A 13,919-nucleotide genomic window follows, 5' to 3' on the forward strand; every position below is an offset into this window, starting at 1 on the left:
CGTGAAGCTGCAAGCCCGGGCGATCGACGGCTTCCTGCGCAGCCCCGATCCCAAGATCCGCGCGGTCCTGCTCTACGGTCCGGACACCGGTCTGGTGCGCGACCGCGCCATGGGCCTGGGCCGCACCGTGGTCGCCGACCTGTCGGACCCCTTCCGGGTGACCGAGATGCTGGGCCGCGCCGTCGCCGACGATCCGGCGCGTCTGGCCGACGAGGCCGCCGCCCTGTCCTTCACCGGGGGCCGCCGCCTGATCCGCGTGCGCGAGGCGGAGGACAACGTCACCGCCGCCTTCACCGCCTTCCTGGCCAACCGGACGCCCGGCGACAGCTTGGTCGTCATCGAAGCGGGCGATCTCGGCAACCGGTCGAAGCTGCGCACCCTGTTCGAGGGGGCGGACGGCGCCGTCGCCATTCCCTGCTATGTGGAGGAGGAGGCGGCGCTCGGCCGGGTCATCGCCGACATCCTGCATGGTCATGGCCTGACCGCCGACCCCGACGCGCTGACCTTCCTCGCCGGCAACCTGGTCGGGGACCGCATGGTGGCGCGCGGCGAGATGGAGAAGCTGGCGCTCTACATGGGAGCGGAGACGCGCGTCCGGCTGGAGGACGCCCAGGCCTGCGTGGGCGACAGCGCGGCCCTGTCACTCGACGAGCCGATCTGGGCGGCGGCCGAAGGCGACTTCGCGACGCTCGACCGGTCGCTGGCCCGCTTGTTCGCCGAAGGCATGTCCCCGGTGCCGATCCTGCGCGCCGCCCAGCGCCATTTCCAGCGTCTGCAACTGGTCGCCGGGCAGGTGGCGGCGGGCAAGTCGGCGGACGCCGCGGTGGAGGCGCTGCGCCCGCCGGTGTTCTTCAAGATGAAGCCGCGGCTGACCGGTCAGGCCCGCCGCTGGCCGGCGCCGCTGGTGCGGCAGGCGCTGGAACGTCTGGTCGAGGCCGAGGCGGACTGCAAGCGCACCAACATGCCCGACCAGACGCTCTGCGCCCGCGTCCTCTTCCAGCTCGCCTCGCTGGCGCGGCGCTGACCGTTTCTCCTTACTTCGCGGCCCCCTTATTTCGCGGCCAGGAACTGCGGCACGCGGAGCAGGATCAGCTCGTTGTGGTCCTGCTTGCCCAGCGCGCGGCCCGACGAGTAGGGTAGGTTGTTGTCGTTGCCAACGACGATGTGTTCGGCATCGACCACATCGACATTCTCGATGGTCACGAAGGGAAAGGTGAACTTGCCCTTGTCGCCGCCGAGCCGGGCAACGCCCTTCGGATCGTCGATGTCCATCAGGTCGACATAACCCACCTTCTTCACGAAGCCCTCCGCGTCGGCCTGGGCGAGGTCGATCTTGTAAACGCGCTTGAACTGGGCCGGGACGTTGAAGCAGTCCGGGGTGGGTTGGCCGGCGCAGCCCTGGGCCGGGTTGCCCTCGCCGTTGTCGCGCTCGATGATCAGGCCGGTGGTGGCGTCGATCATGTTGAAGTCGCCGATGTTGTTCCCGTTGGCCTCCAGCAGGTACTCGAAGCTGCGGCCGGTAAAGTCGCCCTTAGCGACATCGAATTCGGCGATGCGCAGATACTCCCGCCCGTCCTTGGTCTCCCAGGCACTCCCCGTCCACAGCGGACCTTCGAACAGTGGGTAGAGGAACCGGCCGTCTTTCGATGCCGCCATCCCTTCAAAACCACGCGAGCGCCGCACCTCGAAGCCGACGGCGCCCGGCACCGCCGGGGTGGACACCGCGTAATGGTCGGGAGAGCGCACGGGCTTGCCGTCCACCGTGCTTTCATGCAGGGACAGCAGTTTGCCGGTCCGGTCGGTCACCAGGATGTAGGGGCCGAACTCGTCGCCGAAATACATCCGGTCGCCAATGATCTGCACGCTCTCGACGTCGAAGTCGGCACCCGTCAGGTAGCGTTCCCTGGTCGCCTCGGTGACGATGGGGAAGGGCACCTTGCGGTCGGGATCGCGCAGGAACAGCGTCTCGGCCACCGCCGCCGCGCCGGTCTTCCAATTGATGGTCAGCCGGTGCACCGTCAGCATCGCGTCGGCGGAGTTGCCCTTGCTGCCGAAACCGTTGTCGGTCAGCACCAGGAAGCTTCCGTCGCCCAGCGCCTTGATGCCGGAGAAGCCCTGGACCGGCTGGCCCTCGAAAGGCAACGCCATGCCGGTGGCGCGCGGCGCGTTGGGCGCCGACAGGAAGGACGTGCCGTCGATGCTGCGGGGCTGGTCGACGCGCTTGCGGTCGGCGGCCGTAAACTTGCCGGAGGTGCGGAAGAGATCCGGCGCATCGGCGGGCGGCGCCACGAAGGTCGCCGCCTCGATGACGCCGTGCCCGGCCAGCTCCGCCGGGAATTTCTGGTCTGCGAGAGCCGGCCCAGCAATCAGGGCCGCGGTGAGGCCGGCGAGGCACAGGCCGTGGATGGGCTTCATAAATTTCCCCCTCTGTGTCGGCTCCGGCCGCGTCGCTGCGGCCGGACGACCCTGTTTAGGGGGAGATCATGTTAGTGCCGTTTCACTAAAGTGACAGTTTGGTTCCGCGACGTCCTACTCTCCACCAAGCCGGCGCAGCACGTCGTCAAGCTGGTCGAGCGTCTGGTAATGGATGGTGATGGAGCCGCCCTTGCCCTGCGGCGTGATGGCAACCTTCAGCCCAATGCGGGCGGAGATCTCTTCCTCCAGATTCACCAGATCGACGTCCTTGAGCGTCGGGTCGGTGGCGGCACCACCACGCCCGCCGGCCTTCTTGGCCTTGACCGGCGCGCTGCCGCGCATCAGGTCTTCGGTCTGGCGGACGTTCAGCCCACGCTTGACCACCTCGCGCGCCACCGACACCGGATCGGAGGAGGTGAGCAGCGCGCGGGCATGGCCGGCGCTGAGCGCCCCCTCCTGCACCATGCCCTTGACCGGGTCGGGCAGGGCGAGCAGGCGCATCATGTTGGCGACGTGGCTGCGGCTTTTGCCGACCGAGCGCGCCAGATCCTCCTGCGTGTGCTCGAACTCCTCCATCAGGCGCTTGTAGCCTTCGGCCTCTTCGAGCGGCGTCAGGTCCTGGCGCTGGATGTTCTCGATCAGCGCGATTTCCAGCGCCTCACGGTCCGACAGTTCGCGGATGACGACCGGCACCTCGTGCAGGCCGGCGATCTGCGCGGCACGCCAGCGGCGCTCGCCAGCGATCAGCTCATAGGAGTTGGTCGTCTCCGGGTCCCGGCGGACGAGCAGGGGCTGAAGGATGCCCTTGTCGCGGATCGACTCGACCAGCCCCTGCAGCGCCTCGTCATCGAAGGTGCGGCGCGGCTGGTACTTGCCGGGATGGATGAACTCGATGGGCACCTGCTTGGACTGGCGCACCTTGTCGAGCGCCGAATAGTCCTCCGCCGCCTCGCCGAACAGGGCGGACAAGCCGCGGCCGAGGCTGGCGCGGCGGGCACCGCCGTCCGAACGTTTGGTATCCTCCATCACGCGCTCAGCCTCTTCTCACGGCGCAGCACCTCGCCCGCCAGATGGATGTATGCCTGCGACCCAGGGCAGCGCATGTCGTAGATCAGCACCGGCTTGCCGTGGGACGGCGCCTCCGACACCTTCACGTTCCGCGGGATGACGGTGTCGTAGACCTTCTCCCCGAAGAAGCCGCGGACGTCGGCGGCCACCATGTCGGACAGGTTGTTGCGCTTGTCGAACATGGTCAGCACGACGCCGTGGATGTCGAGGTCGGGGTTGAAGGCGCGCTTCACCCGCTCGATGGTGCGGACGAGGTGGCTGAGACCCTCCAGCGCGTAGAACTCGCACTGCAGCGGCACCATCACGGCGTGGGAGGCGACCAGCGCGTTCAGCGTCAGCAGGCCGAGCGCCGGCGGGCAATCGATCAGCACGTAGTCGTATTCCAGCGCGCTCTTGTCCACCGCCTCGCGCAGCCGGAACTCGCGCCGCTCTGAAGTGACCAGCTCGACCTCGGCGCCGGAGAGATCGACGGAAGAGGTGATGATCGACAGGTTCGGCACCGTCGACACCGTCGCGGCATCCTCCAGCGGCATGCCGTCGAACAGCACGTCGTAGATGCCGACACGACGCTCGGCACGTGGGATGCCGAGACCGGTGGAGGCGTTGCCCTGGGGATCGAGATCGATCACCAGGACGCGCTTGCCGATGGCCGCCAGAGCGGTTGCCAGATTGATGGTGGTCGTGGTCTTGCCCACGCCGCCTTTCTGATTGGCAATCGATATGACGCGAGCAGAGGGAAGGGCGGAGGGCATGTCAGCCTCGCGGGAAGCCTCGGAACGGGAATGCATCAGGGTCGCGGTCTTAGACACGGGCGATACCACTCACACGCAGGATGGTTCCGGTGGGGTCGGTGCGGCTGTCGAAGCGCTCGATCCGTATCTTCCAATATTTGGTGGTATCGGTCAATTCGTCCGCCACATTTTGCCCCTTGGGAAACAGTGCCGCACCCCGATCCTGGAGGAAGGGGTGGGCCCAATTCAGCAGATCGTTCAGCGGCGCCAGGGCGCGGGCGGTTACCACGTCGGCGGCGATCGGCGGCACCGCTTCGATCCGCTTGTTGTGCACGGTGACCGGCGCTCCGGCCACCCGCGCCGCCTCGCGCAGGAAGGCGCATTTGCGGGAGTCGCTCTCGACCAGATGCACCTCCGGCACGCCCATGATGGCGAGGACCAAGCCGGGGAAGCCGGCGCCGCTGCCGAGATCGACCAGCACCCGAGCGCCTTCGGGCAGCAGCGGGAAAAGTTGGGCGGAGTCGAGGAAGTGCCGGCGCCAAGCGTCGGGCAGGGTGGAGGGGCCGACGAGGTTGATCTTCGGTTGCCACTTGCGCAGCGTCGCCTCGTAAGCGGCAAGTCGGTCCAGCGTTTCACGTGAAACACCGGTCTCCGCCTGGAAGGCCGCGGCATCGAACAGGCTCATCAGACGGCCACCTTCACGTCGCGCCGTTTCACGTGGCGGAGCAGGGCGACCAGCGCCGCCGGGGTCATGCCGGGAATGCGGGCCGCTGCCCCCAAGGTCGCTGGACGGGCCTGCCGCAGCTTCTGCCGGATCTCCGCGGACAGACTGCCGATGGTGTCGGGATCAAGATCATCAGGAAGCTCCAGCGCCTCATCCTTACGGAAGGCGCGGATGTCAGCCTCCTGCCGGTCGAGATAGCCAGCGTATTTCCCATCGATCTCCAGCTGCTCGACAACATCGGCGGGGATCGTCGACAGCTCTGGCCACAGCCGGGCAAGGGTGGCAAGGTCGAGGTCCGGGTAGCGCAGCAGGTCGGCAGCGGTCCGGCGCACACCGTCCTGGTTGACCGCAATGCCCTGCCGCTGCAGCTCCGCCGGGGTGGCCTGGAGGGCGTGCACCAGAGTGCGACCGGCGGACAGCGCCTCAGCCTTCGCCGTGAAGGCGTCGCGCCGCGCCGACCCGACGCAGCCGATCGCGAGGCCCTTCGGCGTCAGCCGCTGGTCGGCGTTGTCGGCGCGCAGAATCAACCGATACTCGGCGCGCGAGGTGAACATCCGGTAGGGCTCGTTGGTCCCGCGGGTGATCAGGTCATCGACCAGAACCCCGATGTAGGCGTCGGCACGGTCGAGCACGAAGCCCTCCGCCGAGCCGCCAGCCAACAGAGCAGCGTTGATGCCGGCCATTAAGCCCTGCGCTGCCGCTTCCTCGTAGCCGGTGGTGCCGTTGATCTGGCCGGCGAAGAACAGGCCGGGGGTCCGGCGGGTCTCCAACGTCGGCTTCAGCTCCCGCGGGTCCACGAAGTCATACTCGATGGCGTAGCCGGGGCGGATCATCACCGCACGCTCCAGGCCCGGCATGGTCTTCAGGAAGCCAAGCTGAACGTCGCGGGGCAGGGAGGTCGAGATGCCATTCGGGTAGACCGTGTCGTCGTCCAGCCCCTCCGGCTCCAGGAAGATCTGGTGGCGCTCCTTGTCGGCGAAGCGCACCACCTTGTCCTCGATGGACGGGCAATAGCGCGGGCCGGTGCTCTGGATTTGGCCGGAGTACATCGGCGCGCGGTGGAGGTTGCCGCGGATCAGCGCGTGCATCTCCGGCGTCGTCCAGGTGATCGCGCAGTCGATCTGCGGGGTGTCGATGCGGTCGGTCAGGTAGGAGAAGGGCGGGGGCGGGGTGTCGCCCGGCTGCTTCTCCAGAGCGGCCCAATCGATGGTCTTGCCATCGAGCCGCGGCGGGGTGCCGGTCTTCAAACGGCCAAGCGGGAAGCCCAGACGCGCCAGCGTGTCGGACAGGCCAATGGACGGCGCCTCGCCGACGCGGCCCGCCGGGGTGGTTTCCTCGCCGATGTGGATCAGGCCGCGCAGGAAGGTGCCCGTGGTCAGCACCACGCTTCCCGCCGCGAGGGTCTCGCCAGAACCGGTCACAACACCGGTGACCCGTCCATCCTCGCTGATGGTCAAGTCCTCGGCGCCGCCGGCCTCGATGGACAGGTTCGGCTGCTCCGCGAGGATCGCCTGCACCGCCTGCCGATAGAGCTTGCGGTCGGCCTGGGCGCGCGGGCCGCGGACGGCCGGTCCCTTGCTGCGGTTCAGGATGCGGAACTGGATGCCGCCCCGGTCGATGGCGCGGGCCATGACGCCATCGAGCGCGTCGATCTCGCGCACCAGATGCCCTTTTGCCAACCCGCCGATGGCCGGGTTGCAGGACATCTCACCGATGGTGTCCAGCTTGTGGGTGAGCAGCAGGGTGCGCGCACCCATGCGCGCCGCAGCGGCGGCAGCCTCGCAACCGGCGTGGCCTCCGCCGACAACAATGACGTCGAACGTTCGCATGGCCGGACCATAGCCGAGTCAGCGTCGGACGCCAAGCGCGGCGACGCAGCAAAGCCCGTGTTTCACGTGAAACAGAGCGGCGCGGCGCCTTTGTCACGCCATCCTCGGCTCACTTGCCGATGCAGAAATCCCGGAAGATCACGTCCAGCAGGTCTTCGACATCGACACGCCCGGTGATGCGGCCAAGAGCGCGGCTCGCCAGACGCACGTCTTCGGCCATCAGCTCCGGCAGGGGGGCAATCAAGGCGCGGCACAGGGCATCCCGGCACTCCTCCAAGGCGGAGCGGTGGCGGGCACGGGTCAGGGCTGGCGCACCGCTTCCGGCCAGCCGGTCGGCGGTAAACGCCGTCAAACGCCGCTCCAACTCGGGCAGGCCGACACCGGTCCGGGCCGAGACGGCAACCGCCTCCCAGCCGCCGACCGTCGGCACCGCGGCATCGACCACGTCCGTCTTGTTCAGGACCACCACCGTGTCCTTGTCGAGCAAGGCGACCGTCGCCGGATCGAGTGTGGGTAGGGCGGTGGCATCGAACACGGCGACCTTCACGTCGGCGCGGGCGGCGCGGTCGAGGGCGCGGCGGATGCCTTCCTCCTCGACCTCGTCGGCGGCCGCCTCGCGCAGGCCCGCCGTGTCGGCCAGCACCACCGGGTAGCCGCCGAGGTCAAGATGGACTTCGATCACGTCACGGGTGGTGCCGGCGCGGGCCGAGACGATGGCGGCCTCACGGCGGGCGAGGGCGTTCAGCAGGCTCGACTTGCCGGCGTTGGGCGCGCCGACGATGGCGATGTGAAGACCCTCGCGCAGCCGTTCCCCACGGCCGCGGTCGTCGAGATGGTCGTCGATCTCGGCGGCGAGGGTGTCCAGCACAGGACGCGCGGCATCGGACACACCGGAGGGCAGATCCTCGTCGGGAAAGTCGATGTCGGCTTCGATGTGGGCGAGCGACCGGGTCAGCCGCTCCCGCCAACCGTCATAGAGTTTACCGAGCGCGCCTTCCATCTGGCGCAGGGCCTGACGGCGCTGGGCGGAGGTCTCGGCGTCCACAAGGTCGGCGACCGCCTCGGCCTCGGTCAGGTCGAGCTTGCCGTTCTCGAAGGCGCGGCGGGTGAACTCGCCGGGCTCGGCGACGCGCAGATCGGGCAGGGCGGACAGCGCCTCCGCCACGCCGGCCACCACGGCGCGCCCGCCATGCAGGTGCAGCTCGACAACGTCCTCGCCGGTGAAGCTGCGGGGGGCGGTGAAGCGCAGCACGAGGGCATCGTCCAGCGCCTCCCCGGTCTTGGGATCGCGCAGCCGGACGAGTGTGGCCATGCGGGGTTCGGGCAGCGGCTTGCCGGTCAAGGCGGCGAGGGCGTCGCCGGAAGCCGGGCCCGAAACGCGAACCACCGCCACACCGGCGCGGCCGGGGGCGGTGGCGAGGGCGAAGATGGTCGGGATCATCGTGCCAAATGTCATCGTGCCAATATTATCGTGCCGGTTCCGGAACGATCAGCCGACCTGTTCCGGCAGCAATTCTTTTTGTTCCGGCTTCAGCATGAGCCGCTCCACACGGCCACCACCGATCACATGCGTTTCCAGGATCGCGTCGACATCGGCGAAGGAGTGGTAGGTGTACCAGACGCCCTCCGGATAGACGACCAGCACCGGACCCAGCTCGCAGCGGTCCAGGCAACCGGCGGCGTTGATGCGCACACGGCCGTCCAGACCCAGTTCGCGGGCACGCGCCTTCATGTAGTCGCGGAGCTTTTCGGAACCACGGGCGGCGCAGGAGCCGCGCTTGTTGCCGTCGGGGCGGCGGTTGGTGCAGGAGAAAACATGGGCTTCGAAGTAGGGCTTCGGATCGGTCACTTGCGTCCATCCTGTCCCATGGCGGCGGCCATCTGGGACCAAAACATTTTCTGAAGCTGCTCCATGCCCTGAATTCCCGCCGGCAGCCACGTCTTCATCATCGTCTCCGGGTCCATGGCGAGCAGGGAGGCCTGCATCCGGTCCTGGATCTCCTGCATCATGGCGTCCTGCATGGGCTTCACGTCGGGAAGGCCCAGGAAGTGGCGCGCCTCCTCGGGTGTGCAGTCGATGTCGATGGTGATCTTCATGGCCCCATTTCCTTGGAAGGCGCGCGGTGCGCGGGAAATTAAGGGTTGAGCGCCGCTTCGGCTCATGCCCCACTATACAGATAGGAAGCCCTGGCGCAACGGCACCGCCGCGCCAGTTTATTCCCAACCACGCCACAGACCGGAAACGCCTGCCATGCCCGCGAACCTGCTTGGCCGGGAGACCAGCCCCTACCTGCTTCAGCACAAGGACAACCCCGTCCATTGGATGGCCTGGGGCCGCGACGCCTTCGAACGGGCCAAGCGCGAGAACAAGCCGGTGCTGCTGTCGGTCGGCTACGCCGCCTGCCACTGGTGCCACGTGATGGCGCACGAGAGCTTCGAGAACCCGGAGATCGCCGGGCTGATGAACGAGCTGTTCGTCAACATCAAGGTGGACCGGGAGGAGCGGCCCGACGTCGACCAGATCTACCAGTCGGCCCTGGCCATGCTGGGGCAGCAGGGCGGCTGGCCGCTGACCATGTTCCTGACGCCGGAGGCCGAGCCCTTCTGGGGCGGCACCTACTTCCCGCCGGCCTCGCGCTACGGGCGTCCCGGCTTTCCCGACGTGCTGCGCGGCGTGGCGGAAACCTACCGCAACAAGCCGGAGAACGTGACCCGCAACGTCGCCGCGCTGAAGGACGCGCTGGGCAAGCTGGCCGAGAACCGGGCGGCGGGGGAAGTCGACCTCGCCATGCTGGACCAGATCGCCGACCGGCTGGTCCGCGAGGTCGATCCCTTCCACGGCGGCATCGGCCACGCCCCGAAATTCCCCCAGGTGCCGATCTTCACCTTGCTGTGGCGGGCCTGGCTGCGCACCGGCAAGGAGCCCTACCGCGAGGCGGTCACCAACACGCTGGCCCATATGAGCCAGGGCGGCATCTACGACCATCTGGGCGGCGGCTTCGCCCGCTACTCGGTGGACGAGATGTGGCTGGTGCCGCATTTCGAGAAGATGCTCTACGACAACGCCCAGCTCCTCGACCTGATGACGCTGGTCTGGCAGGCGGAGCGGGAGCCGCTGTTCGAGACGCGCATCCGTGAAACGGTGGGGTGGGTGCTGCGCGAGATGATCGCCGAGGGCGGCGGCTTCGCCGCTACCCAGGACGCCGACAGCGAGGGCGAGGAGGGCCTCTTCTACATCTGGAACGAGGAGGAGATCGACCGGCTCCTCGGCCCCGGCGCGGAGGTCTTCAAGCGCGCCTACGGCGTCACGCCGCAGGGCAACTGGGAGGGGGCGACCATCCTCAACCGGCTGCACCGCATCGAGGCGCTGGACGCCGAGACCGAGGCGGTGCTGGCCGAACAGCGGGCGGTCCTCTGGCGGGAACGCGAGAAGCGGATCAAGCCGGGCTGGGACGACAAGGTGCTGGCCGACTGGAACGGCCTGATGATCGCGGCCCTCGCCCAGGCCGGCATGGTCTTCGACGAGCCGGCGTGGATCGCGGCCGCGCGGCGCGCCTACGCCTTTGTCCGCGACCGCATGACCGAGGGCGGGCGTCTGCTGCACAGCTGGCGGGCCGGGCAGCTCAAGCACCGGGCGACGCTGGACGACTACGCCCACATGGCGCGCGCGGCGCTCGCCTTGCACGAGGCGACCGGCGACGCCGGCGCGCTGGAACAGGCGCGGGCCTGGGTGCGGGTGCTCGACGCGCATTTCTGGGACGCCCAGGCCGGCGGCTATTTCTACACGGCGGACGACGCCGACGACCTGATCGTCCGCACCAAGTCGGCCGGCGACGCGGCGACGCCCAGCGGCAACGGCACCATGCTGGCCGTCCTGGCAACCCTGCACCACCGCACCGGCGAGGCCGCCTACCGCGAGCGGGCGGACGCGTTGGCCGCCGCCTTCTCCGGCGAGCTGAGCCGCAATTTCTTCCCGCTGCCGACCTATCTGAACGCGGCGGAGCTTCTCCAGAAGGCCCAGCAGATCGTCATCGTCGGCGACCCGCAGGCGTCGGACACCGCGGCGCTGCGCCGGACGGTGCTCGACCGACCGATTCCCGACCGCATCCTCAGCGTCCTGCCGCCGGGGACCGATCTGCCCACCGGGCACCCGGCGCACGGCAAGGGCATGCAGGGCGGGGTGGCGACCGCCTATGTCTGCACCGGCATGACCTGCTCCCCCCCGGTGACCACGCCCGACGCGCTGGCCGCCGCTCTGACCCGGAGATGACTTCATGACGCAGACCCTCAAAAACCCGGCCACCGGCAGCCTGACCGTCGACAGCCCGCTGGGTCTGCTGACCCTGACCAGCGCCGCCGGCGCCATCGTGGCGCTCGACTGGGGCAGGCTGGGCGACGACCGGCCGGACCCTGTGCTGGAGGAGGCGGCGCGCCAGCTCCGCGACTATTTCGCCGGGACGCGGTTGGATTTCGACCTGCCGCTGTCCCCCCGCGGGACGGCCTTCCGGCAGAAGGTCTGGGCGGCGATGCAGGCCATTCCCTACGGCGGCGTCCTGACCTACGGCGACGTCGCGCGGCTGCTGGACACGGCGCCGCGGGCCGTCGGCGGGGCCTGCGGGGCCAACCCGATCCCGGTGATCATCCCCTGTCACCGCATCGTCGGGGGCGGCGGGGCGCCCGGCGGCTATTCCGGCATGGGCGGCCTGCGGACCAAGGATTGGCTGCTCCGCCACGAGCGGCGGTACCGGGTGACAGCGGAACAGGCCGGCGATACGCTGGAGCTTCAGCTTCTATAAAAAGGGAAGGGACCAACCACCATGGTTCACGCGATCCGCATCCACGACTACGGCGGACCCGAAGCGCTGCGCTGGGACGAGATCGAGGTGGGCGACCCCGGCCCCGGTCAGGTGCGGCTGCGCCAGACCGCCGTCGGGCTGAACTACATCGACACCTACCATCGCTCCGGCGCCTACAAGCTGCCGCAGCTTCCCGCCATCATCGGGACCGAGGGCGCCGGCGTGGTCGAGGCCGTGGGGCCGGACGTGACGACGCTGAAGCCCGGCGACCGGGTCGGCTACGCGCCGCTGATCGGCGCCTACGCCGAATCCCGCCTCGCCCCCGCCGACCGGCTGATTCCGCTGCCGAGCTGGATCGAGGACCGGCAGGCCGCCGCCATGCTGCTCCAGGGCATGACCGCGCAGTTCCTCCTGCGCTCCACCTACGCGGTGCAGCCGGGCGACACCATCCTGGTCCAGGCCGCCGCGGGTGGCGTCGGCCAGATCCTCTGCCAGTGGGCGAAGCATCTGGGCGCCACCGTGATCGGCACGGTCAGCAGCGACGAGAAGGCGGAACTGGCCCGCGCTGCCGGCTGCGACCATCCCATCGTCTACACGCGCGAGAATTTCGTGAACCGCGTGAAGGACCTGACCGACGGACAGGGCGTGCCGGTGGTCTATGACGGCGTCGGCAAGACGACCTTCATGGACAGCCTGGACTGCCTGCGTCCCCGCGGCTTCATGGTGCTGTTCGGCGCGGCGTCCGGGCCGGTCCCGCCACTGGATCTCCAGGTGCTGGCAGCCAAAGGCTCGCTCTACGTCACGCGCCCGACCCTGTTCAGCTACGTTTCCAAGCGCGACGACCTGATGGCCAGCGCCGCCGACCTGTTCGAGGTGGTGCATACCGGCGGGGTGACCATCAACGTCGGCCAGGCCTTCGCGCTGCGCGACGCGGCCGAGGCCCACCGGGCGCTGGAGTCCCGCGCCACGACCGGGTCCACCGTGCTGCTGCCGTAAGGTTCAAAGCCCTCTCCCGGGACGGGAGAGGGAATGACAGCTCACTCGGCGGCCCAGAGCGGGTTCTTCAGCTTCTTGAGAAGCTCCGCATGGGCCGCCAGCTCCTCCTCGCTCGGGGCGTGGGCGCGCGGGGCGCGGTAGGGGCGGTCGATGCGGATCGCCGCGGGGCCGCCCGTTGCCGGGCCGGAGGCCAGCGCCAGACCGGCCTGCCGCCCGCCGCGCAGCTCCAGATACACCTCGGCCAGAAGCTGAGCATCGAGAAGCGCGCCGTGGTAGGTGCGGCTGGAATTGTCGACGCCGAAGCGCTTGCAGAGCGCGTCCAGGGTGGCCGGCGCACCGGGGAACTTCTGCCGCGCCATCAGCAGCGTGTCGATGGCCCGGTCCTTCGGCATCACCGGATAGCCGGCGATCCGCAGCTCCCAGTTCAGGAAGTGCATGTCGAAGGCCGCGTTATGGATCACCAGCGGCGCGTCGCCGATGAAGGCCACGAATTCCGCCACCACGTCGTTGAACAGCGGCTTATCCGCCAGGAACTCCGTCGTCAGCCCGTGCACCGCCACGGCGTCCGGCGGCACGTCGCGCTCCGGGTTCACGTAGCAATGGAAGGTCTTGCCGGTGGCGACGTGGTTGTGCAGCTCGACGCAGCCGATTTCGATCAGCCGGTGCCCTTCCTCGGGCTTGAAGCCGGTCGTTTCCGTATCGAGGACGATCTCACGCATGAACCACCTGTCCGGGCTGATATCCCCGCGGCGGCCATTGCCGTCCGCGGCGCCGCTTCACGTCGGCGAGGATGTTGCGCAGCGCCCGCCGGGTGGCCCGCCGTCCGTCGCCGGTGTTGACGACGTGGTCGGCGCGCCGCCGCTTCTCTGCGTCGGGCATCTGCCGGGCCAGAATAGCGGCGAACTTGTCCGGCGTCATGCCCGGCCGTGCCAGCACCCGTGACTTCTGCACCAGGAAGGGGGCGGTGACCACCACGCTGCGGTCCACCTTGCGCTCCCCGCCGGTCTCGAACAGCAGGGGGATGTCCAGCACCGCCACCCGGACGCGGCGGCGCGCCGCCTGCTTCAGGAAGCGCCGCTGTGCCGCCTGCACCGCCGGGTGGAGGATCGCCTCCAGCCGCTTCAGCGCCGCCGGGTTGCCGAAGACCGCAGCACCCAGCGCCCGCCGGTCCACCGCACCGTCCACGACCACGCCGGGGAAGGCCTCGTCGATAGCCGGCACCGCGGCGCCGTGACGCCCCAGCAGACCATGCACCACGGCGTCGCTGTCGCAGACCGGCGCGCCCATGCGCTTCAGCATGCGCGCCGCCGTGCTCTTGCCCATGCCGATGGAGCCGGTCAATCCCAAGACGATCATCGCA

The 13,919-nt window shown here is 69.0% G+C and carries 14 protein-coding genes; 4 read left to right on the top strand and 10 right to left on the bottom strand.

Features of this window, described 5'->3' with window-relative positions:
* Position 1: 1 nt before the first annotated feature.
* Entirely contained in the window at positions 2–1,024 is a 1,023-nt protein-coding gene (gene holA, locus ABAZ39_RS13725; RefSeq protein WP_038530181.1) for a DNA polymerase III subunit delta, read from the top strand.
* Positions 1,025–1,050: 26 nt separating this feature from the next.
* On the opposite strand, the gene ABAZ39_RS13730 is transcribed toward holA, so the two are convergent.
* From ABAZ39_RS13730 to ABAZ39_RS13765, 8 genes are all read right to left on the bottom strand, one after another.
* Positions 1,051–2,415, bottom strand: a complete 1,365-nt coding sequence (locus tag ABAZ39_RS13730) for an esterase-like activity of phytase family protein (protein ID WP_038530183.1) — start codon at positions 2,413–2,415, stop codon at positions 1,051–1,053.
* Between the two features lie 114 nt (positions 2,416–2,529).
* A complete protein-coding gene (locus ABAZ39_RS13735; protein ID WP_176025314.1) occupies positions 2,530–3,441 on the bottom strand; it encodes a ParB/RepB/Spo0J family partition protein in 912 nt (303 codons plus the stop codon).
* A complete protein-coding gene (locus ABAZ39_RS13740; protein ID WP_103039972.1) occupies positions 3,441–4,235 on the bottom strand; it encodes a ParA family protein in 795 nt (264 codons plus the stop codon). The genes ABAZ39_RS13735 and ABAZ39_RS13740 overlap by 1 nt, the downstream gene beginning before the upstream one ends.
* A 49-nt stretch (positions 4,236–4,284) precedes the next feature.
* Entirely contained in the window at positions 4,285–4,899 is a 615-nt protein-coding gene (gene rsmG / locus ABAZ39_RS13745; protein ID WP_038530190.1) for a 16S rRNA (guanine(527)-N(7))-methyltransferase RsmG, read from the bottom strand.
* Positions 4,899–6,767: a tRNA uridine-5-carboxymethylaminomethyl(34) synthesis enzyme MnmG gene (gene mnmG, locus ABAZ39_RS13750; RefSeq protein WP_038530192.1), complete on the bottom strand. Its 1,869-nt coding sequence runs from the start codon at positions 6,765–6,767 to the stop codon at positions 4,899–4,901. Before mnmG ends, rsmG begins: the two co-directional genes overlap by 1 nt.
* A gap of 109 nt (positions 6,768–6,876) precedes the next feature.
* The gene (mnmE, locus tag ABAZ39_RS13755; protein ID WP_038530195.1) at positions 6,877–8,208 is read right to left on the bottom strand and encodes a tRNA uridine-5-carboxymethylaminomethyl(34) synthesis GTPase MnmE; all 1,332 of its coding nucleotides are present in this window, start codon (positions 8,206–8,208) and stop codon (positions 6,877–6,879) included.
* Positions 8,209–8,256: 48 nt separating this feature from the next.
* A complete protein-coding gene (locus ABAZ39_RS13760) occupies positions 8,257–8,616 on the bottom strand; it encodes a (2Fe-2S) ferredoxin domain-containing protein (protein ID WP_038530197.1) in 360 nt (119 codons plus the stop codon).
* Positions 8,613–8,864, bottom strand: coding sequence for a DUF6489 family protein (locus ABAZ39_RS13765; RefSeq protein WP_014238933.1), 252 nt, complete (start codon positions 8,862–8,864; stop codon positions 8,613–8,615). The genes ABAZ39_RS13760 and ABAZ39_RS13765 overlap by 4 nt, the downstream gene beginning before the upstream one ends.
* A gap of 154 nt (positions 8,865–9,018) precedes the next feature.
* On the opposite strand from ABAZ39_RS13765, the gene ABAZ39_RS13770 reads away from it, so the two are divergent.
* Genes ABAZ39_RS13770 through ABAZ39_RS13780 form a run of 3 tightly spaced genes read left to right on the top strand, consistent with a single transcriptional unit; the run spans position 9,019 to position 12,559 of the window.
* A complete protein-coding gene (locus tag ABAZ39_RS13770) occupies positions 9,019–11,037 on the top strand; it encodes a thioredoxin domain-containing protein (RefSeq protein ID WP_038530202.1) in 2,019 nt (672 codons plus the stop codon).
* 4 nt (positions 11,038–11,041) lie between these two features.
* Positions 11,042–11,563, top strand: coding sequence for a methylated-DNA--[protein]-cysteine S-methyltransferase (locus tag ABAZ39_RS13775; RefSeq protein WP_051658029.1), 522 nt, complete (start codon positions 11,042–11,044; stop codon positions 11,561–11,563).
* A 21-nt stretch (positions 11,564–11,584) separates the two neighbouring features.
* Positions 11,585–12,559 (top strand): quinone oxidoreductase family protein, encoded by a 975-nt coding sequence (locus ABAZ39_RS13780; protein WP_038530204.1) that lies wholly within the window; start codon positions 11,585–11,587, stop codon positions 12,557–12,559.
* A gap of 41 nt (positions 12,560–12,600) precedes the next feature.
* Here ABAZ39_RS13780 and dnaQ read toward each other — a convergent pair whose 3' ends face one another.
* Both dnaQ and coaE read right to left on the bottom strand, forming a co-directional pair.
* Complete coding sequence (gene dnaQ, locus ABAZ39_RS13785) at positions 12,601–13,278, bottom strand: DNA polymerase III subunit epsilon (protein ID WP_038530206.1); 678 nt, start codon at positions 13,276–13,278, stop codon at positions 12,601–12,603.
* Positions 13,271–13,915: a dephospho-CoA kinase gene (coaE, locus tag ABAZ39_RS13790; protein ID WP_038530208.1), complete on the bottom strand. Its 645-nt coding sequence runs from the start codon at positions 13,913–13,915 to the stop codon at positions 13,271–13,273. Before coaE ends, dnaQ begins: the two co-directional genes overlap by 8 nt.
* Between the last annotated feature and the right edge of the window lie 4 nt (positions 13,916–13,919).

The organism is Azospirillum argentinense (assembly GCF_000632475.1).
GTDB lineage: Bacteria > Pseudomonadota > Alphaproteobacteria > Azospirillales > Azospirillaceae > Azospirillum > Azospirillum baldaniorum.